The organism is Streptomyces rugosispiralis (genome assembly GCF_024505145.1).
In the GTDB taxonomy this organism is placed as follows: domain Bacteria; phylum Actinomycetota; class Actinomycetes; order Streptomycetales; family Streptomycetaceae; genus Streptomyces; species Streptomyces rugosispiralis.
Genome location: NZ_JANIAA010000014.1, coordinates 148,175 through 167,197 on the forward strand (window position 1 = coordinate 148,175; position 19,023 = coordinate 167,197).

A 19,023-nucleotide genomic window follows, 5' to 3' on the forward strand; every position below is an offset into this window, starting at 1 on the left:
TTTGCCAACGGATTGACAACAGATCTGGCCCGGCGGGCACCCAAGCGACCCCTTAGCACGGTAAGTTTCGGGCCATGCCACGTGGACGCCACCGCCAATCCCCACCCCTGCACAGGCTCCTCCCTTCCGCTTCGGTCGCAGTCGCGTCAATAACCTGCGCCGCCGGTGCCTGGCTGGTCGGCGATACGGTCGTGATCCGTGGGCTTGCCGCGACCGCGGCCGGCGCCGCGGTCGTCGGCGCCGTCCTGATGCGCCGTTGGGACCGCTCGGCCGGCCGCCGGGTCGCGGAGGCCGCGAGTGAGACCGCGCGCCAGGAGATGAAGTACGAGGAGCGGATCGCGGAGCTCGAGGCGGACGCCGAGAAGGCGAGCGAGCTCCGCGGCGCGCTCAACACCCGGCTGCGCGCCAAGCGCGCCGAACTCGCCCGGCTGCGCAACGAACACGCCGAGCTGCTGCGCCGCTACGCCACGGCCGAGACCGAGCGGGCCAGCGCCCTGGAGGGCCGCCGCCGGCTCGCGCTGGAGGCCGCGTCCCCGGCGAAGGCGCTGGAGGCCGCCGGGCCCACCGTATCCGTCGGCTCCGACGACGAGCCGGACGAACTCCCCGCCGGGCTGCTGTCGGCCGCCGCGTACGCCAAGGCCGACGAGGCGCTGAGCCGGCTCAGGGAGAGCGCCCGGCGGCAGAAGGAGCGGCGGGAGCAGGCCGAAGCCGCGGCCGCCCGGACCGAGACCTCGGAGCGGGACGCGGAGCAGGACGCGGAGCGTGACGACCGTAAGGGCCCGCGCGAGAGCCCGGACAAGGACGGTGCCGCCACGCTGGGGAAGCCCCCGGCGGCCGGCGGGCAGGACGGCGACGGCCCGCAGGAGCCGCGCGCCCACGCCCGTACGGCCGCCTCGGCGGTGGTGCCGTATGCCGCGGCACGCCGGGCCGCCTCCCGTTCGGAGAGCGGCTTCGACTACTTCGGCACCCAGAAGAAGCAATCGAAGAAGCAGCAGCGTGAGCCCGAACCGGCCGCCGAGGAGGACCTCGCGGATGTGATCGGCGACGAGACCCTGGCGGAGACCAGGAAGGGCGCGGTGGGCGAGGTCATCGACCTGACCGAGCACGACGAGACGGAGCAGATCGACCTCGGGGAGCTGCGCAGCGCGATCTCATGAGGGATCGCCCGCGCGGCTCGCCCGCTCGTCGGCCTCGCCGAACTACTTGTCGATGTCGCCGACGACGAAGAAGAGCGACCCCAGGATCGCCACCATGTCGGCGACGAGAGTGCCCGGCAGCAGCTCGGTGAGCGCCTGGATGTTGTTGTACGACGCCGAGCGGAGCTTCAGCCGGTACGGCGTCTTCTCGCCCTTGGAGACGAGGTAGTAGCCGTTGAGGCCGAGCGGGTTCTCGGTCCAGGCGTAGGTGTGGCCCTCGGGCGCCTTGAGCACCTTCGGCAGCCGCTGGTTGATCGGCCCCGGCGGGAGCTCGTCCAGCCGGTCCAGGCAGGCGTCGGCCAGCGCCAGCGAGGCGTGGGTCTGCTCCAGCAGGCATTCGAACCGGGCGAGGCAGTCGCCCTCCTCACGGATGGCGACCTCGAGGACGTCCTGGAGCTCGGCGTAGGCCAGATACGGCTCGTCGCGCCGCAGATCGAAGTCGACGCCCGAGGCCCGTGCGATGGGGCCGCTGACCCCGTACGCGTGCACCGTCTCGCGGGTCAGGACGCCGACGCCGCGGGTGCGGCCCCGGAAGATCTCGTTGCCGAGCACCAGGTCGTCGTACACGCCCATCCGCGAGCGCACCTCGGCCACGGCCTGCCGGGCCCGGCCCAGCCAGCCCGCCGGGAGGTCCTCCTTGAGGCCGCCGACCCGGTTGAACATGTAGTGCATCCGGCCGCCGGAGATCTCCTCCATGACGTGCTGGAGGTCCTCGCGCTCCCGGAACGCGTAGAAGATCGGCGTGATGCCGCCCAGCTCCAGCGGGTAGGAGCCGAGGAACATCAGGTGGTTCAGGACCCGGTTGAGCTCGGCGAGCAGCGTACGGGTCCACACGGCGCGCTCGGGGACCTCCATGCCCAGCATCCGCTCGACGGCGAGCACGACGCCGAGTTCGTTGGAGAAGGCGGAGAGCCAGTCGTGACGGTTGGCGAGCATGATGATCTGGCGGTAGTCGCGCGCCTCGAAGAGCTTCTCCGCGCCCCGGTGCATATAGCCGATCACCGGCTCGGCGCTCTGGATCCGCTCGCCGTCGAGGACCAGCCGCAGCCGTAGCACTCCATGGGTGGAGGGGTGCTGTGGGCCGATGTTGAGCACCATGTCCGTGCTCTCGGCGGCGCCGCCGATGCCGACTGTCGTCTCCGTCATGCGTACCAGTCTCTCAGCCGCCCGGCGGGCCTTTCCCCTACCCGCCCCTCCCCGAACCAGGGGCTCCACCCCTGGACCCCGGGGTCCGGCGGCGGAGCCGTGTCCGGTGGCGGAGCCGCGTCCGGGTGGAGTCCCGCCCGGTGGTGGAGTCGCGTCCGGTGGTGGAGTCCCGCCCAGTGGTGGAGCCGCGTCCGGTGGTGGAGTCCCGCCCGGTGGCGGAGTCCCGTCCGGTGGTGGGGCCGCGTATCGATGTGCTGCGTGGTGGGGCCGGGGGTCTGGGGTGGAGCCCCAGTTGTGGGGAGGGGCGGGTAGGGGAAACGGCCCGCCGCGGGCGTCAGGCCCCGTGGACACCCTCTACGTCCGGAGCACGTCGTGGGGCAGGTTCACCGGGTGCAGGAGCCAGGTGAAGGTGCCGAAGCCCGCGGGGTCGGTCAGCTCCGCGGCCTCGCCCGCCGCGCTGAGGGCGCGGACGTAGCCGGTGGGGTCGGTGGAGGCCAGGGCGAGCGGGGGACGGCGGGCGTCGACGCCCAGGGCGCGCAGGGCCTCGCGCTGGGTCATCAGCCCGGCGCCGGGTCCGGCCGCGGCAGCGGCCGCGGCGGTGGACGCGGTGGACGCGGCGGCGGATGCGGCCGCCGGGGCGGTGGACGTGCCCGTCGCGGCGGTGGACGCCGCCGTCGCGGCGGCGCACGCGTCCATCGCGACATGCGCCGTCAGATCGCAGGAGCCGTCGGGGACGGGCCGGACCTCGCGCCCCTCGCGGAAGCCGGTGAGCGTGCCGAAGGGGGGCCGGGTGGCGCGTTCGTGGGCGTAGTCGACGGCGACCGCGAGGCCCGCCCGCAGGGAGCCGACGGCCCGCGCCCAGACCGCGTCGCGCGGATGTCCGATCTCGGCGCGCAGCCCCGGTTCGGCGCCCGCCAGGGGCCACCAGCGGGCCAGCCAGGCCGCGTCCTCGCCGTCCACCGGGCCGCCCAGCCGCTCGGTGCCGTCCGGGGAGGCGAGATCCACCTCGACCCGGCGGGGCACGCCGTCCGCGTCGGTCTCGGCCACGTCCACGGGCACGTTGTCGAGCCACTCATTGGCGAACAGCAGCCCCGCGCACCCCTCCGGCGGGGCGTCGAGCCAGATGATCCGCCCGTCCAGGCCCGCCGGCCGCTCCGCCCGCTCCACCGCGTACGGACGCAGCCGCCGGCCCAGCCCGTGCGGCAGACCGGGGGCCAGCGCGAGCACCCGGGTGAGCAACTCGCCGCGGCCGGCGCCCAGGTCCACCAGCGCCACCTCGGCGGGGCGCCCCAGCGCCTCGTCCACCCGGCACAGCAACTCCGCGACCGCCCGCGCGAACAGCGGTGAGGCATGCACCGACGTACGGAAATGCCCGGCCGGGCCCTCCGGGCGGCGGAAGAAGCCGCCCCCTCCGTACAGCGCGCGTTCGGCCGCCGTACGCCATCCGCTCCACTCATGCTTCTCACTCGCCACACCGACACGCTATGCGGAGTGGTCTCCACCTTGGGGAGTAGGGCCGGGGGTCGCGGATCGCCCCTCGGGCTGACCCGGGAGGGGTCCGGCGATGCCTACGCTGGGTGACGTGCAGCGCCTCTACGAATTTCTCCGCAGGCATCCGACAGGGGTGGACACCTTCTGGGCCGTCCTCCTTGTCGCTTCCGGGTTCCTGTGGCTCGTGGAGGCGTCGCTGGGCCGGGGCTCCCGCGTCGCGGGCGTGCCGATCGTCCTGGCGCTGGGGGCGACGATCGCGCTGCGCCGCCGGGCCCCCGAGAAGATGCTGGTGCTCGCCATCCTGTGCGGTCTCGCCCAGATGGCCGGGAACGTCCAGCCCAATGTGGCCGACTTCGCCATGCTGGTGATCGTCTACACGGTGGCGGTCGCCTCCTCGCGCCCGGCCTCCCGCTTCGCGCTGGGCGTGGCGATCAGCGCCGCCCCCCTCGCCACCCTCCGCTGGCCGCACTCCCAGCAGGGCTGGTGGGAGGACGTGGTCTCGGCGGTCTTCGTCTGCATCCCCTTCGTGCTGGCCTGGGTGCTCGGCGACTCGATCCGCACCCGCCGCGCCTACTACGCGCAGTTGGAGGAGCGGGCCGCCCGGCTGGAGAAGGAGCGCGAGGCGCAGTCGAAGGTCGCGGTGGCCGCCGAGCGCGCCCGGATCGCGCGGGAGCTGCACGATGTCGTGGCGCACAACGTGTCGGTGATGGTGGTGCAGGCGGACGGCGCCGCGTACGTCCTGGACTCCTCGCCCGAGCAGACCCGGCAGGCGCTGGAGACGATCTCCGGCACCGGCCGCCAGGCGCTCGCCGAGATGCGGCGGCTGCTGGGCGTGTTGCGCACCGGGGAGCCGGGCGAGGAGAACGACTACGTCCCGCAGCCGGACGTCGAGCAGATCGACGAGCTCGTGGAGCAGGTGCGCGGCGCCGGGCTCCCGGTGGACTTCAAGGTCGTGGGCAGTCCGCGCCAGCTCCCCAGCGGGGTCGAGCTGACCGCGTACCGCATCGTGCAGGAGGCGCTCACCAACACCCGTAAGCACGGCGGCCCGGACGTGGGCGCGAGCGTCCGCCTCACCTACTTCGACGACGGGCTCGGGCTGCTGGTCGAGGACGACGGGCGGGGTGCGCAGCGCGAGATGTACGAGGACGGCGGCGCGGACGGCAGCGGCCATGGTCTGATCGGGATGCGGGAGCGCGTCGGCATGGTGGGCGGCACGCTCGACGCGGGCCCGCGACCGGGCGGCGGCTTCCGGATCAGTGCGCTGCTGCCGCTCAAGCCGGTTCGTTGAGCCACCGGTTCGTTGAGCCATCTGATAGATGCTGTAGGCCGGCTGCCAGGCCAGAGGGAAGGGACCCGTCCGGGATGTCGATCCGCGTCATGCTCGTCGATGACCAAGTGCTGCTGCGCACCGGCTTCCGGATGGTGCTCGCGGCCCAGCCCGATATGGAGGTCGTCGCCGAGGCGGGCGACGGGGTGGAGGCGCTGCGGGTGCTGCGCTCCACCGAGGTGGACGTCGTCCTGATGGACGTCCGGATGCCCAGGCTGGACGGGGTGGAGGCGACCCGGCGGATATGTGAGCAGGAGGGCGCGCCGAAGGTCATCATCCTGACCACGTTCGACCTGGACGAGTACGCCTTCTCCGCGCTCAAGGCCGGGGCCGGCGGCTTCATGCTCAAGGATGTGCCGCCGGGTGAGCTGCTCGCGGCGATCCGCGCGGTGCACAGCGGTGACGCGGTGGTCGCGCCCAGCACGACGCGCCGGCTGCTGGACCGGTTCGCGCCAATGCTGCCGGGCGGCGGCTCCGGGGGCCGGGTCCGCCCGGAGCTGGACCGGCTCACCGACCGGGAGCGCGAGGTGGTGCTGCTGGTCGCGCAGGGCCTGTCGAACAGCGAGATCGCGGCACGGCTGGTGCTGTCCGAGGCGACCGTGAAGACCCATGTCGGCCGCATCCTCACCAAGTTGGAGCTGCGGGACCGGGTGCAGGTGGTGGTGATGGCCTACGAGACCGGACTGGTCCGGGCCGGGGGGTCGGCGGGACCGGCCCGCTGAGGCGGCGTCCTTCACGTCGAGGCGGCGTCCTTACGGGCGGCGCGACCGTCTTACGGGCGGCGCGACCGTCTTACGGGCCGCGACAGTCCTACGGTTGGCGCGACCGCCTTACGGTCGCAGCGGTCGCCTTGCCGTTCGTCCCGCCGTCCTACCGTGTGTCCTCGCCGTTCTGTGGCCGCTCGCGCAGGACCAGGTCGAGCAGTCCGGGGAAGCGGTGGTCGAACTCGGGGCGGCGCAGCCGGTTGACCCGCTTGGGGCCCAGGTCGCGCTGCTCGATCAGACCGGCCGCGCGCAGCACCGAGAAGTGGTGGCTGAGGGCCGCCTTGCCCACGGGGACGTCGAAGGTGCCGCAGGCGTGCTCCCAGTCGGCCGCCGTGGCGAGTTCGCGGACCAGTTGGAGCCGTACGGGGTCGGCGAGCGCCGCGAGCGCGGTCTGCACGGGGACGTCGTCGGGGTGGGTGTGGCGCGGCGCGGACCGGTGGCTTCGGTTGCTCATCGCCGCTCCTCCGCCGCTCGCTGCTCCGGTTCCGACCGCGTTCACTGTGCGGTGAACATTTTAGGCGGGGCCGGCGCCCTAGCGCAGAACGCTCTCCAGGAAGTCGCTGCCCAGCCGGGCGACCGACGGCAGGTCGAGCTGGTGCAGCACATAGCGGCCGCGGCGGCGGGTGGTGAGCAGACCGGCCTTCTTCAGCACGGCGATATGGCGGGAGACCTCCGGGGGCGTGATGCCGTACGACTCGGAGAGCTCACCGGTGGTGTGCGGGCCGCGGGCCAGGGTGCGGCACAGCCGCATCCGCATCGGGTGGGCCAGGGCCTCGAGGCGGCGCTGGACGAGCTCCAGGGCGGCGGGCGGGGGCAGCTCGGGCGTGGCGACCGGGTACTGGATCACCGGGCGCCAGCCGGGGGCGTGCAGGACGATGAGGTGCGGCCAGCCGAAGGCGGTCGGGATGAAGGTGACGCCGTCGCCGTACGCCGTCGTACGGCCGCCCGCCAGCTTGTCGACCAGGATGCTGTCCCCGTCCGCCGAAAGCGACAGCGCGGCGGAGGCCGCCGCCAGCGCCTCCGCGAGCCCCTTGCGCTGGAGCAGCTCGGCCTTGTGGCGGGCGTCGGCGGCCAGCTGGATCCGCACCCGCCGCCAGGTGTCGGCGAAGAACGCCTGGTCGCAGTCCTCCAGCAGCCGTCGCAGCCAGACCCGCAGCCCGTCCGGGTCCTCCAGCATGCGGTCGGTGAAGGCCGCCTGCCGCGGCCCCCGGGCGGCCGCCATCTCGCGGACCCGGGCCCGTTCGTCCGCGTCCACCAGCGGCGAGGGGGTGTGCCGGGTGTACGAGGTGGAGCAGGCGATCTCGAAGGCGGCCGCCACGAACGTCTCGTCGTCGATCCGGTCCAGCGCGTCCAGCTCCTCGGCGAGCGTCGCCCCGGGGGCGGCCGGGAGCAGCAGATCGGAGCGGGCGGTGCGCCACAGGAAGTCCGCCTCGCAGAGCCGGTCCGCCAGGTCCGGCTTGAGCGCCGAGGCGGTGGCGGTGGCCCAGCCGTGCAGCCCGGGGTGGTGGCCGGGCTCGGACAGCACATGGAGCGCGGCGCCCAGCTCGGCGAGCGGGGACGGGCTGAAGACGATGCGCTCGGGCGGCAGCCCGGCGATGTCGATGACATTGGCCATGACCCCATGGTGCGGGGAGCCCCGGCCCGGCGTCCCCTCGTTTGACGTCCATCGTCAAACGGCGTGACCGGCGCCCCGGGCCGGGCGGACGGTCGAGCCATGTCCCTCACCGAGCAGTACGCACTCGACCTGTACCGGGCCGCCCAGCGCGGCGAAGCCGCCCCGCCCGCACCGGGCCGGCACGACTGGCGCACCCTCCGGGAGCTGCGGGAGTACCGCGACTTCCGGGCCGTGGTGGCGGGCCGCCCGGTCCGCCGCGGCGGCCGCCATGGCCGCCTTACGGACGCCCTGCGCTCCGTAAGGGCGATCCGGGAGGTGTTCGCGCGGCGCCGGTCAGCCGTCCCCGTCCGTGAGCTCGCGGACCGCCATGAGTTCCCGGGCGCGGTCGAGGAAGGCGTTGGCCGCGGCCGTGACGTCGTCGGCCGTCCACTCGAGTGCGGATGAGGCGACCGTCAGCTCCGTCATGGCCAGGCCGGGCGGCCCCGGCTCCCGCCAGCGACGGAACAGCACCGTCCGGGTCTCCTCCGCCAGCCGCACCCCCGCCTCGTCCAGCACCGCCGCCGGATACGGCAGCCACACCTGGAACTGGTGGGTGTGCGGCACCTCCGGGTGCACCCGGGACCACCCCACCCCCGCGGCCGTGAACGCCGTCCGCAGCGCCTCGGCCACGACCCGCGCGTGCGCCACGTACGACGGCAGCCTCGGCAGCTCGCGGTCCAGGCCGTCCAGCGCGGCCAGCGCCACCGGCCACTGCTGGAAGAGCTGGCCGCCGTACCGGTGGCGCCACGCCCTGGCCTCGGTCACCAGGGTCTCGGGCCCGGCCAGCGCCGCTCCCGAGAGGCCGCCGAGCGACTTGTAGAAGGACACGTAGACGGAGTCCGCCAGGGCCGCGATCTCCGGCAGCTCCCGGCCGAAGTGCGCCGTGCACTCCCACAGCCGCGCCCCGTCGAAGTGCACCACCGCGTCCCGCTCCCGGGCCGCCGCCACGGCCGCGACCAGCTCGTCCCACTCGGGCAGCACGAATCCGGCGTCGCGCAGCGGGAGTTCGAGGGCGAGGGTGCCGAACGGCTCGTCCAGGCCCCGGATCTCCTCTGCCGTGGGCGGCCGCGGCTCGCTCGTCGGACGCACCGCGCGCAGCCCGCTCACCGTCAGATACGCGTCCCGCTCATGCATGTCCAGATGGGCCAGCGGATGCAGCGCCACCACCGGACTGCCGGTCCGCCCCGCCCAGGAGCGCAGCGCGACCTGCTGCGCCATGGTGCCGGTGGGAAAGAACGCGGCGGCCTCCATGCCGAGCAGCTCGGCGACCCGCCGCTCGAGCTCCTCGACGATGCCGCCGCCGTAGATGTCCACCCAGCCGTCCCCGTCGTACGACGCGGTGTCGGCCGTAAGGGCGGTCGTGAGGGCGGCCAGCCGCTCGGCGATCCGCACCTCGGCGGGCCCGCGCGCGAGCGTCCGCTCGGCGCCGTGCCAGGCCGCGAGGCGGCGCGCCCGCGCGGCCCGTTCCGTCTCGCCGTCCGTGCCGCCCGTGCCGTCCATCTCGTCCGCCTCGTCCGTCCCGTCCGTCCCGCCCGTCCCGTCCGTCCCGTCCGTCCTGTCCGTCATGAGCTGATCATGTCGCACGTCTGTCCGTCGGACCACAGAGTTGTCCACAGGCCCGGACGTGCGGCCAAACCCCCCGGAAACACTCGCGTAGCATGGCGGGGAATCGTCCGGTACCCCCCGAGGACTGGAACGGAAGGCCGTTGCCGCGTGAACGCTCAACCACTGCCTGAGCCGCAGGACCGACCTGCCCGGCTCACCGTCGGGGTCGTCGGCGCGGGCCGCGTCGGCCCGGCCCTCGCCGCCTCGCTGAGACTGGCCGGGCACCGCCCGGTCGCCGCGTCCGGTGTCTCCGACGCCTCCGTGCGCCGGGCCGCCGCGCTGCTTCCCGAAGTCCCCATCGTGCCGCCCTCCGAGGTGCTGGCGCGGGCCGAGCTGGTGCTGCTCACCGTCCCCGACGACGCCCTGCCCGAGCTGGTCGGCGGCCTCGCCGAAACCGGCGCGGTGCGCCCCGGCCAGCTGCTGGTGCACACCTCCGGCCGGTACGGCGTCAGCGTGCTGGAGCCCGCGCTGCGGGCCGGTGCGCTGCCGCTCGCGCTGCACCCCGTCATGACCTTCACCGGCACCTCGGTGGACGTCCAGCGGCTGGCCGGCTGCTCCTTCGGCGTCACCGCTCCCGAGGAGCTGCGGCTGGCGGCCGAGGCGCTGGTCATCGAGATGGGCGGGGAGCCCGAGTGGATCGCGGAGGAGTCCCGTCCGCTCTACCACGCCGCCCTCGCCATCGGCGCCAACCACCTCACCACGCTGGTCGCCCAGTCCCTGGAGCTGCTGCGCGCGTCCGGGGTCGAGGCCCCCGACCGGATGCTCGGCCCCCTCCTCGGCGCCGCGCTGGACAACGCGCTGCGCAGCGGCGACGCCGCGCTCACCGGTCCGGTCGCGCGCGGCGACGCGGGCACGGTGGCCGCCCATGTGGCCGAGCTGCGGCGGCACGCCCCGCACGCCGTGGCCGGCTATCTGGCCATGGCCCGTACGACCGCGGACCGGGCGCTCGCGCACGGTCTGCTCAAGCCGGAGCTCGCCGAGGACCTGCTGGGCGTGCTCTCGGACGTGACCGACGCACGGGGCCGGGGAGGTAGTGAGGCATGAGCCCGAGGCTGTGGACCAAGGCGCTTCCAGGGGAGCCGGATGTGGAGCTGTTCCGTCATCGCCGGGAGCTGGACGCGGCGCTCGCCCACTTCGCCGTGCCGGGGCGCACGGCCGTCGTGATGACCATGGGCGCGCTGCACGACGGGCACGCCTCGCTTATCCGCGCCGCCCGCGCCCGGGTGGGCGCCAAGGGCATGGTGACCGTCACCGTCTTCGTCAATCCGCTGCAGTTCGGCGCGGGCGAGGACCTCGACCGCTATCCGCGCACCCTCGACGCCGACCTCGAGGTCGCGGCCGAGGCGGGCGCGGACATCGTCTTCGCCCCCACCGCCGAGGAGGTCTACCCGGGCGGTGAGCCGGGCGTCCGGATCACCGCCGGGACCCTCGGCGAGCGCTATGAGGGCGCCTCGCGCCCCGGCCACTTCGACGGGATGCTCACCGTCGTCGCCAAGCTGCTCCATCTCACCCGTCCCGATATCGCCTTCTTCGGCGAGAAGGACGCCCAGCAGCTCTCGCTGGTCCGCCGGATGGCCCGCGACCTGAACTTCCCCGTGGAGATCGTCGGCGTCCCCACCGTCCGGGAGGGCGACGGGCTCGCCCTCTCCAGCCGTAACCGCTATCTGACGGCCGAGGAGCGGGACACCGCGCTGGCCCTGTCCCGCGCGCTGTTCGCGGGGCGCGACGCGGGGCTGCTGGCGGCCGGGGAGGGCGCGGCCGGGGCCGAGGAGCACGAGCTCATACGGGTCGCGTCGCCCGCCGCGGTGCGGTCCGCGGCGCGGGCGGTGCTCGACGAGGCGGCGGGGTTCGAACCGCCGCTCGTCCTGGACTATCTGGGCCTGGTCGACCCCGTCGACTTCACCGAGGTCTCCGACGGACACACCGGCGAGGCCGTGCTGGCCGTCGCCGCCAAGGTCGGCGCCACCCGCCTGATAGACAACATCCGCCTGTGGATCGGAGCCGCCCGATGACCCGCCCGACCGGGCGCCCGGCGGCCCTGGCCGCCGCCCCCGCCCTGCGCGCCCCCGCCCCCGGCTGGGCCACCGAGGCCGATGTCGTGGTCGTCGGCTCCGGGGTCGCCGGGCTGACCGTGGCGCTGCGCTGCGCCGCGGCCGGGGCGAAGGTCACCGTGGTCACCAAGGCCCGCCTGGACGACGGCTCCACGCGCTGGGCCCAGGGCGGCATAGCCGCCGCCCTCGGCGAGGGCGACACCCCCGAACAGCACCTGGACGACACCCTGGTGGCCGGTGCCGGGCTCTGCGACGAGCAGGCGGTGCGGGCACTGGTCACCGAGGGGCCCGACGCGGTGCGCCGGCTCATCGCCACCGGCGCCCGCTTCGACGCCGACGACACCACGGGCGAGATCCTGCTGACCCGCGAGGGCGGCCACCACCACCGCCGGATCGCCCACGCGGGCGGCGACGCGACCGGCGCGGAGATCTCCCGGGCCCTGGTCGAGGCGGTCCGCGCGGCCGGTATCGACACCGTGGAGAACGCCCTGGTGCTCGATCTGCTCAAGGACGGCTCCGGCCGGGCGGCCGGGGTCACCCTGCACGTCATGGGCGAGGGCCGGCGGGACGGCGTGGGCGCCGTAAGGGCGGGCGCGGTCGTGCTCGCCACGGGCGGCATGGGCCAGATCTTCTCCGCCACCACCAACCCCGCCGTCTCCACCGGCGACGGGGTCGCGCTCGCGCTGCGCGCGGGGGCCGAGGTCAGCGATCTGGAGTTCGTGCAGTTCCATCCCACGGTGCTGTGGCTGGGCCCGGAGGCGGAAGGCCAGCAGCCGCTGGTCTCGGAGGCGGTGCGCGGCGAGGGCGCCCATCTCGTGGACGCCGACGGGGTGCGGTTCATGCGGGGGCAGCACGAGCTGGCCGAACTGGCGCCCCGTGACATCGTCGCCAAGGGCATCATGCGGCGGATGCGGGAGCGCGGCGCCGAGCACATGTACCTGGACGCGCGACACTTCGGGGCCGCGATGTGGGAGCGGCGCTTCCCGACCATCCTCGCCGCCTGCCGCGCCCATGGCATCGACCCGGTGACCGAGCCCATCCCGGTCGCCCCGGCCGCGCACTACGCGAGCGGCGGGGTCCGCACCGATCTGCGCGGCCGCACCACGGTCCCCGGTCTCTACGCCTGCGGGGAGGTCGCCTGCACCGGCGTCCACGGGGCCAATCGGCTGGCCTCCAACTCCCTTCTGGAGGGCCTGGTCTTCGCGGAGCGCATCGCGGAGGACATCGGGGAGCGCATCGCGGAGGACGTCACCGCGGGGGCGGAGTCCGCGGGACGCGAGCCGCCTGCGGAGCAGACCGGGCCATCGGCTCCCGGCGGCGCCTCCGGCGAGGCGCCCCCGCTCGCCTCGGAGGCGCCCCTGTTCGCCTCTGAGGCCCGCTACGAGATCCAGCACATCATGACCCACGGCGCCGGAGTGCTCCGCTCCGCCGAGAGCCTGGCCCGCGCCGCCGAACGGCTGGAGCGCGTCCAGGACGACGCCGTGGCGCAGTTGCGGCGGGACGGCAAGACGGCCGAGCCCGGGGTCGAGACCTGGGAGGCCACCAACCTCCACCTCGTCGCCCGGGTCCTGGTGGCCGCCGCGCTCCGCCGCGAGGAGACCCGCGGCTGCCACTGGCGCGAGGACCGCCCCGAGCGCGACGACGCCGCCTGGCGCCGCCATCTGCTGGTCACCCTCCGCCCGGACGGCGCCCTCGATGTCCGTTCCACGGACTCCGAAGCGTTTCCCCCATCGACCACCCCCCGAGCCGAGACGGAGTCCCGCCCGTGAGCAGCAGCACTTCCCAAGACCGTCAGCCACCCGTGTCCCTGCCGCTGCTCCAGATCGGCGGCCCCGATGAGGGGGGCGGCTGCGGCGACGCCTGCGGCTGCGGCGGTGGCGACGGTGAACTCGACCCGATGGAGTGCGGTCTGGACCCCGATCTGGCCGAGCTGCTGATCCGCGCCGGACTCGACCCCATCCAGGTCGAGGACATCGCCCATATGGCCATCGAGGAGGACCTCGACCAGGGCGTGGACGTCACCACCGTGGCCACTGTCCCCGAGGACGCCTTCGCCACCGGCGACTTCACGGCCCGTGAGGCGGGCACCGTCGCGGGACTGCGGATCGCCGAGGCGATCCTGTCCGTGGTCTGCACGGACGAGTTCGAGGTCGAGCGGCATGTGGAGGACGGCGACCGGGTGGAGCCCGGCCAGAAGCTGCTCAGCGTCCGCACCCGCACCCGCGACCTGCTCACCGGCGAGCGCAGCGCGCTCAACCTGCTGTGCCGGCTCTCCGGGATCGCGACGGCGACCCGTGCCTGGGCGGACGCCCTGGACGGGACGAAGGCGAAGGTTCGTGACACCCGTAAGACCACCCCGGGGCTGCGCGCCCTGGAGAAGTACGCGGTGCGCTGCGGCGGTGGGGTCAACCACCGGATGTCGCTCTCGGACGCCGCGCTGGTGAAGGACAACCACGTGATCGCGGCGGGCGGCGTCGCGGAGGCGTTCGGCGCCGTACGGGCCGAGTTCCCGGATGTGCCGATCGAGGTGGAGGTCGACACCCTGGAGCAGATCCCGCCGGTCCTGGCGGCGGGCGCGGACCTCATCCTGCTGGACAACTTCACCCCGGAGCGGACCCGCCAGGCCGTCGAGCTGGTCGCCGGGCGCGCCGCGCTGGAGTCCTCGGGGCGGCTGACGCTCGCCAACGCCCGTACGTACGCCGAGACGGGCGTCGAGTATCTGGCGGTCGGCGCGCTCACCCACTCCTCCCCGATCCTGGACATCGGCCTGGACCTGCGCGAGGCCGAGGAGAAGTAAGCGATGCTCCTGACCATCGACGTCGGCCCGCCCGTCGCCCCACCCACCACCCCAGGGCGCGCCCTCGGCCGTGAGCCCGACCGGAAGCGGTGCCGCCCATGCTGTTGACCATCGACGTCGGGAACACCCACACCGTGCTCGGCCTCTTCGACGGCGACGAGATCGTCGAGCACTGGCGGATCTCCACCGACGCCCGCCGCACCGCCGATGAACTCGCCGTCCTGCTGCAGGGCCTGATGGGCATGCATCCGCTGCTCGGCGAGGAGCTGGGCGACGGGATCGCGGGCATCTCCATCTGCTCCACCGTCCCCTCCGTCCTCCACGAGCTGCGCGAGGTGACCCGCCGCTACTACGGCGATGTGCCGTCCGTCCTGGTCGAGCCGGGCGTGAAGACCGGTGTGCCGATCCTGGTGGACAACCCCAAGGAGGTCGGCGCCGACCGGATCATCAACGCGCTGGCCGCCGTCGAGCTGTACGAGGGTCCGTGCGTGGTGGTCGACTTCGGCACCGCGACGACCTTCGACGCGGTCAGTGCGCGCGGGGAGTACGTGGGCGGGGTGATCGCGCCGGGCATCGAGATCTCGGTCGAGGCGCTGGGCGTACGCGGGGCGCAATTGCGCAAGATCGAGCTGGCCCGTCCACGCAGCGTGATCGGGAAGAACACGGTGGAGGCCATGCAGTCCGGCATCCTCTACGGCTTCGCGGGCCAGGTGGACGGAATCGTCCGCCGTATGGCGCGCGAACTCGCCCAGGACCCGGAGGACGTCACCGTGATCGCCACCGGTGGGCTGGCGCCCATGGTGCTAGGAGAATCCTCAGTGATCGATGAACATGAGCCCTGGTTGACCCTGATCGGCCTCAGACTGGTCTACGAGCGGAACGTCTCGCGCGGCTGAGCACCGGCGATCAGCTCTTCACCTGCTCTTCACCCGGGTGCTCGACCGCATTGACGGCATTCCGAAACGAATTCCCGCACTCGGGATTCGTCATGCGCAACTGATCGCTCTTCGCCAATGGGTCAAGGAGCGGTCAAGAGAAAGACGGCACATCGAATTCCGTATTGACAAGCGGAACGGCCGTCGACCATGTGCACCGGCACCCGGATGCGACGGTCCGCCCCCGGGTGCCGGGTCCGGACGGGACCGCCTCGGCGCGGTCCCGTCCGGCGCTTCCCCCATATGGCGGCTCGGCGTCCGCAACGCGCCGCACCGTCCGACGCTCAGCGAAATTTGTCCGCTTAGCACTTAAAGTCGCCCCATGCCCACGCCATATGGATCCCGCGGCGGAATGGCGTTCAGTGCGGATGAGCTGCGTGTGCTCCGACGCGCCCTCGCCATCGCCCTCCAACCCGACCCCGTCACCCCCTCTGCCGGCCCCCTCGGCCCGGACCGGGCGGAGGAGGTCCAGGACTGTCTCCGGCTCGCCGAGGCCATGGACGAAGCGGTCCGCGAGGGCGGGCGGCTGCGAGCGTTCGTGCTCGACGAGCTCGCCCGCTACCGCGCCGCCCTGCCCGGCGCCGCCGTCGGCTATCTCGAGCAGCTCCAGGGCGCCCTCGCGGCCGGTTACGAGCCGCTGGCCGAGGATCTGGCCGCGCTCCGCGCGCTGTGCGGGTCGGCCGCCGGGGGCGGTGAGGCGGCGCGCCGGCGTGCGCTGCTGAGCCACTGCGAGCGCCTTGCCGAGCGGGGCGTGCGCGCCCGGCTCGCGGAGCGCGCCGGAGCCGTCGTGGAGCCGCGTGCGCGCCCCGCGGCGCCCCGGCTGCGCGCCCTGTCCGGCGGGGTCTCGGCGGCGTCCGGGGCGGCCGTGCGGGGGCCCGCCCGGAAGGGGGCCGAGGGCGCCCGGGAGGCCGTGCTCCAGTCCGACGAGCAGCGGCGTGAGCCCCGTAAGAAGCCCACGCCGCCGGAGCACGGCGATCGCGAGGAGCCGAAGCGGAGGGAGCCGGGCCGCCGGGCGCCGCGCCCGGGGCGTCCGGTGCCCACGCCCGCGGAGGTCTTCCCGCCCAAGCGCCGCCGCCCCTCGCCGCCCCCGGAGCGCGAGTCGGGGCTCGCGCCCGGCGCCGGGGTCCGCTCCGCCTGACCGGCCGGCCCCGGGGCGCCCCGCCCGGGACCGGTGCCCGGCTCCGGGAGGCCGCGGCGCGCCGCGTAATCTGGTGGTCTCGAGCAAAAGGAGGCCGAGAGCCATGGATTATGTCTCCGCACTGATCCCGCCCATCGTGATGGCCGTGGCCTTCACCGCGCTCATCGTGACGATGGTGAAGAGCCAGGGCGGCGCCAACAAGTCCAAGGAGGACGCCGCGGTGGACGCCGCGCTGGCGGCCAACGCCGAGGCCGAGCGCCCGGCGCCGGAGCGCCAGACCTCCTGATCGGATCGATCACGCCGGAACACGCCCCGTGGACGCGTCGCGTCCACGGGGCGTGTGGCTTTTCCCGTCCAACCGCCCAATCCTCCGGACATTCGGGACATCTACCACTATTATTCTCGGTGTGCCTCGGCCATTGGGAGATCTCGAAGACGCGGTCATGACGCGGGTGTGGAAGTGGAACCGCCCGGTCACGGTCCGGGAAGTCCTGGAAGACCTTCAGCGGGAACGCTCGATCGCCTACACGACGGTCATGACCGTAATGGACAACCTGCATCACAAGGGCTGGCTGCGCCGTGAGGTGGAAGGGCGCGCCTATCGATATGCCGCGGTCTCCACGCGCGCCGCCTACTCGGCCGCACTGATGAACGAAGCGTGGTCGACCAGTGACAACCCGGCGGCGGCACTCGTCGCGTTCTTCGGGATGATGTCCGAAGAGCAGCGCGACGCACTACGGGATGCCATGCGTGTCGCACAACTGGGGGAGCCGGGGGAGAGCCCCGGTGAGTCGGGGCGATGACCCGGGGCGATAGCGTCCGGTCATGTCCTCCCCACTATCAAAAGTAGTCACCGTCCGCCGCGCCCGGACCAGCGATGTTCGGGCGGTGCGTCGCCTCATCGACTCGTACGTGGACGATCGCATCCTGCTCGACAAAGCCACCGTGACGCTTTACGAGGACATCCAGGAGTTCTGGGTCGCCGAGCGCGACGACGACGCTGAGGTCATTGGCTGTGGAGCGCTGCACGTCATGTGGGAAGACCTCGCGGAGGTCCGCACTCTCGCCGTCGATCGGACTCTCAAGGGCACCGGTGTAGGGCATCTGGTGCTTGACAAGCTGCTGCAGACCGCGCGCTGGCTGGGCGTGCGGCGCATTTTCTGCCTCACCTTCGAAGTCGACTTCTTCACCAAGCACGGCTTCGTGGAGATCGGCGAGACGCCGGTCGACGGCGATGTCTACAGCGAGCTCCTGCGTTCCTATGACGAGGGCGTCGCCGAGTTCCTGGGTCTCGAACGGGTGAAGCCGAACACCCTTGGCAACAGCCGGATGCTTCTGCAACTGTGATCGCGGGCCCTATGTCCGAATCGCTCCCCTATCACATAGCTCCGGAACATGACCTTCCATGAGGCTTCCCGCTTGGTGGATCGGTCGAACCTTCGCGGGGGGTTTGTGTTTTTCCGGGAAAAGCGGTTTCCTATTCTCCCGTAGTGTAATTACCTGGGGGGTGAGTCATCAGCGGCTAACGCCGCGCCCCCGAGCCCCCCGTTTTCCCTGAAAGGAACCCCATGGCACAGAAGGTTCAGGTCCTTCTTGTCGACGACCTCGACGGCGGCGAGGCGGACGAGACCGTGACGTTCGCTCTGGACGGCAAGAGCTACGAGATCGACCTCACCACCACCAACGCGGACAAGCTCCGTGACGCCCTGGAGCCGTACACCAAGGGCGGCCGGCGCACCGGTGGCCGGGCCTCCGGCGGCCGGGGCAAGGCGCGGGCGGCGGCGGGCGGCGCCGGTCAGGACACCGCGAAGATTCGCGCCTGGGCGAAGGAGAACGGCTACGAGGTCAACGACCGCGGCCGTGTTCCGGCGACCGTCCGTGAGGCGTATGAGAAGGCCAACGGCTGAGCGCGTCACCCTTCCCCGGCTCGCCGCTGCCTGGGCAGTGGCAGGGCGCGCACCAACCGGGCTCGGTGGCATTCCGTGGCCGCCGCGCTCACGAGCCGTACGAGATCGGGGGCGCCCCCATCGCCCCCGAAGCCTGCCCTCGGCAGCGTCGGCTCCACCCCGCCCTTGGCGTCGGGAGGTCGCAGCCATACGGCGGCCTCCTGCGGGCATCGCTCACCGGGCGCCCCGGCGGCCAGGGACGGTGGCCAGGAGCGGACGGGGCATGGCGCGGTGATCCGGCCTCCGGCGCCGATCGCGCCCAGGTCCAGGGCCACACCGCCCCACTCCAGCCAGTCGAGCAGCCCCGGAAGCTCGTCCGCGCTGCCGGCGGCCACCAGGAGCCGCATCCAGGCGCCCTCCACCGCGACCGGACCGGTCCGCGGTACGCGCCGCAGCATCGCGAAACCGGCCACGGCCGGCAGTTCGATGACGTCGAAGGCCACCCCCGTGAGCAATTCGACGGGATCGCTGCCGGTCGTCGGCCAGCCCAGCTCCCGCTCGTACCAGCCGTACCGGCGTGACCTGGCGGCCGGTGCGGACGGCTCCGCGCTGTGGGCCCCGAGGATCATGCCCGGCAGAACTCCCCGCCCGCCCGCTTGGTTACGCGGACGGTGACGTTCATGCGTGATGATCTCCGTACGCGGCGATCTCCGTGCGTGATGACGTTCCGTACCGGATCGTGCGCGCCCCGTACCCGTAAGGGGTCCTGCAGGGCCGGTGAACGGGCGCAAGGTTGTTCGCCCATAGCGGATGGAACCGGCCCCCACGGCATGGAGTATCTGTGCTTGCGGGTAAGACATCCCTAGTGGGGAGGGGCGGTCCGCGTGTCGGGAGAAAGCGGCGTTCGCCATCGGCGTACTGACGGTGGGCGTAGATGCCTGGCCTGCGGGAACATCGTCTCGCACCATCGGGTTGAAGCAGTTGTCGGCTGTTCGGGCAGGAGGCCAGTGCTGTTTGCCCCGTGCGAGCGGGG

The 19,023-nt window shown here is 73.1% G+C and carries 20 protein-coding genes; 14 read left to right on the forward strand and 6 right to left on the reverse strand.

The genetic code is table 11. The features are described 5' to 3' along the window. Window positions 1-74 precede the first annotated feature (74 nt). A complete protein-coding gene (locus NP777_RS22355; protein WP_305890009.1) occupies window positions 75-1,157 on the forward strand; it encodes a hypothetical protein in 1,083 nt (360 codons plus the stop codon). A 42-nt stretch (window positions 1,158-1,199) separates the two neighbouring features. On the opposite strand, the gene NP777_RS22360 is transcribed toward NP777_RS22355, so the two are convergent. Both NP777_RS22360 and NP777_RS22365 read right to left on the reverse strand, forming a co-directional pair. Next, window positions 1,200-2,342, reverse strand: a complete 1,143-nt coding sequence (locus NP777_RS22360; protein ID WP_256651945.1) for an NADH-quinone oxidoreductase subunit D — start codon at window positions 2,340-2,342, stop codon at window positions 1,200-1,202. A gap of 354 nt (window positions 2,343-2,696) precedes the next feature. Further along, window positions 2,697-3,815 carry an SAM-dependent methyltransferase gene (locus NP777_RS22365; RefSeq protein WP_256651946.1) on the reverse strand — a complete coding sequence of 373 codons (1,119 nt, stop codon included), beginning with the start codon at window positions 3,813-3,815 and terminating at the stop codon, window positions 2,697-2,699. Window positions 3,816-3,924: 109 nt separating this feature from the next. Here NP777_RS22365 and NP777_RS22370 point away from each other — a divergent pair, with 109 nt between their 5' ends. Both NP777_RS22370 and NP777_RS22375 read left to right on the forward strand, forming a co-directional pair. Then, window positions 3,925-5,121 carry a sensor histidine kinase gene (locus NP777_RS22370; protein ID WP_256651995.1) on the forward strand — a complete coding sequence of 399 codons (1,197 nt, stop codon included), beginning with the start codon at window positions 3,925-3,927 and terminating at the stop codon, window positions 5,119-5,121. Window positions 5,122-5,195: 74 nt separating this feature from the next. After that, window positions 5,196-5,882: a response regulator transcription factor gene (locus NP777_RS22375; protein ID WP_256651947.1), complete on the forward strand. Its 687-nt coding sequence runs from the start codon at window positions 5,196-5,198 to the stop codon at window positions 5,880-5,882. A 148-nt stretch (window positions 5,883-6,030) separates the two neighbouring features. Here NP777_RS22375 and NP777_RS22380 read toward each other — a convergent pair whose 3' ends face one another. Then, window positions 6,031-6,378 (reverse strand): ArsR/SmtB family transcription factor, encoded by a 348-nt coding sequence (locus NP777_RS22380; protein ID WP_256651948.1) that lies wholly within the window; start codon window positions 6,376-6,378, stop codon window positions 6,031-6,033. 78 nt (window positions 6,379-6,456) lie between these two features. Beyond that, entirely contained in the window at window positions 6,457-7,539 is a 1,083-nt protein-coding gene (locus NP777_RS22385; RefSeq protein WP_256651949.1) for a DUF5937 family protein, read from the reverse strand. 99 nt (window positions 7,540-7,638) lie between these two features. On the opposite strand from NP777_RS22385, the gene NP777_RS22390 reads away from it, so the two are divergent. Beyond that, window positions 7,639-7,983, forward strand: a complete 345-nt coding sequence (locus NP777_RS22390) for a hypothetical protein (protein ID WP_256651997.1) — start codon at window positions 7,639-7,641, stop codon at window positions 7,981-7,983. Here NP777_RS22390 and NP777_RS22395 read toward each other — a convergent pair. Further along, window positions 7,873-9,144: a threonine aldolase family protein gene (locus NP777_RS22395; protein ID WP_391858550.1), complete on the reverse strand. Its 1,272-nt coding sequence runs from the start codon at window positions 9,142-9,144 to the stop codon at window positions 7,873-7,875. The genes NP777_RS22390 and NP777_RS22395 overlap by 111 nt on opposite strands. A gap of 147 nt (window positions 9,145-9,291) precedes the next feature. Between NP777_RS22395 and NP777_RS22400 the strand changes: the two genes are divergently transcribed. The 10 genes from NP777_RS22400 to NP777_RS22445 all read left to right on the forward strand — a co-directional run bounded on the left by NP777_RS22400 (window position 9,292) and on the right by NP777_RS22445 (window position 18,011). Beyond that, the gene (locus NP777_RS22400; RefSeq protein WP_037960486.1) at window positions 9,292-10,227 is read left to right on the forward strand and encodes a Rossmann-like and DUF2520 domain-containing protein; all 936 of its coding nucleotides are present in this window, start codon (window positions 9,292-9,294) and stop codon (window positions 10,225-10,227) included. After that, a complete protein-coding gene (gene panC, locus NP777_RS22405) occupies window positions 10,224-11,195 on the forward strand; it encodes a pantoate--beta-alanine ligase (RefSeq protein ID WP_256651950.1) in 972 nt (323 codons plus the stop codon). The genes NP777_RS22400 and panC overlap by 4 nt, the downstream gene beginning before the upstream one ends. Continuing rightward, window positions 11,192-13,003 (forward strand): L-aspartate oxidase, encoded by a 1,812-nt coding sequence (locus tag NP777_RS22410; protein ID WP_256651951.1) that lies wholly within the window; start codon window positions 11,192-11,194, stop codon window positions 13,001-13,003. The genes panC and NP777_RS22410 overlap by 4 nt, the downstream gene beginning before the upstream one ends. Then, a complete protein-coding gene (gene nadC / locus NP777_RS22415; protein ID WP_256651952.1) occupies window positions 13,000-14,031 on the forward strand; it encodes a carboxylating nicotinate-nucleotide diphosphorylase in 1,032 nt (343 codons plus the stop codon). The genes NP777_RS22410 and nadC overlap by 4 nt, the downstream gene beginning before the upstream one ends. 98 nt (window positions 14,032-14,129) lie before the next feature. Continuing rightward, on the forward strand, window positions 14,130-14,927 hold the full coding sequence (locus NP777_RS22420; RefSeq protein WP_020870373.1) for a type III pantothenate kinase: 798 nt from the start codon (window positions 14,130-14,132) through the stop codon (window positions 14,925-14,927). A 361-nt stretch (window positions 14,928-15,288) separates the two neighbouring features. Further along, window positions 15,289-16,104, forward strand: coding sequence for a hypothetical protein (locus NP777_RS22425; protein ID WP_256651953.1), 816 nt, complete (start codon window positions 15,289-15,291; stop codon window positions 16,102-16,104). Between the two features lie 103 nt (window positions 16,105-16,207). Next, window positions 16,208-16,390 (forward strand): hypothetical protein, encoded by a 183-nt coding sequence (locus NP777_RS22430; protein ID WP_256651954.1) that lies wholly within the window; start codon window positions 16,208-16,210, stop codon window positions 16,388-16,390. Between the two features lie 121 nt (window positions 16,391-16,511). Then, window positions 16,512-16,907, forward strand: a complete 396-nt coding sequence (locus NP777_RS22435; RefSeq protein WP_075200364.1) for a BlaI/MecI/CopY family transcriptional regulator — start codon at window positions 16,512-16,514, stop codon at window positions 16,905-16,907. A gap of 22 nt (window positions 16,908-16,929) precedes the next feature. Beyond that, window positions 16,930-17,451, forward strand: coding sequence for an amino-acid N-acetyltransferase (locus NP777_RS22440; RefSeq protein ID WP_256651955.1), 522 nt, complete (start codon window positions 16,930-16,932; stop codon window positions 17,449-17,451). 221 nt (window positions 17,452-17,672) lie between these two features. After that, entirely contained in the window at window positions 17,673-18,011 is a 339-nt protein-coding gene (locus NP777_RS22445; RefSeq protein WP_037960512.1) for a histone-like nucleoid-structuring protein Lsr2, read from the forward strand. Between the two features lie 5 nt (window positions 18,012-18,016). Here NP777_RS22445 and NP777_RS22450 read toward each other — a convergent pair whose 3' ends face one another. Next, on the reverse strand, window positions 18,017-18,619 hold the full coding sequence (locus tag NP777_RS22450) for an SCO3374 family protein (protein WP_256651956.1): 603 nt from the start codon (window positions 18,617-18,619) through the stop codon (window positions 18,017-18,019). Window positions 18,620-19,023: the final 404 nt, after the last annotated feature.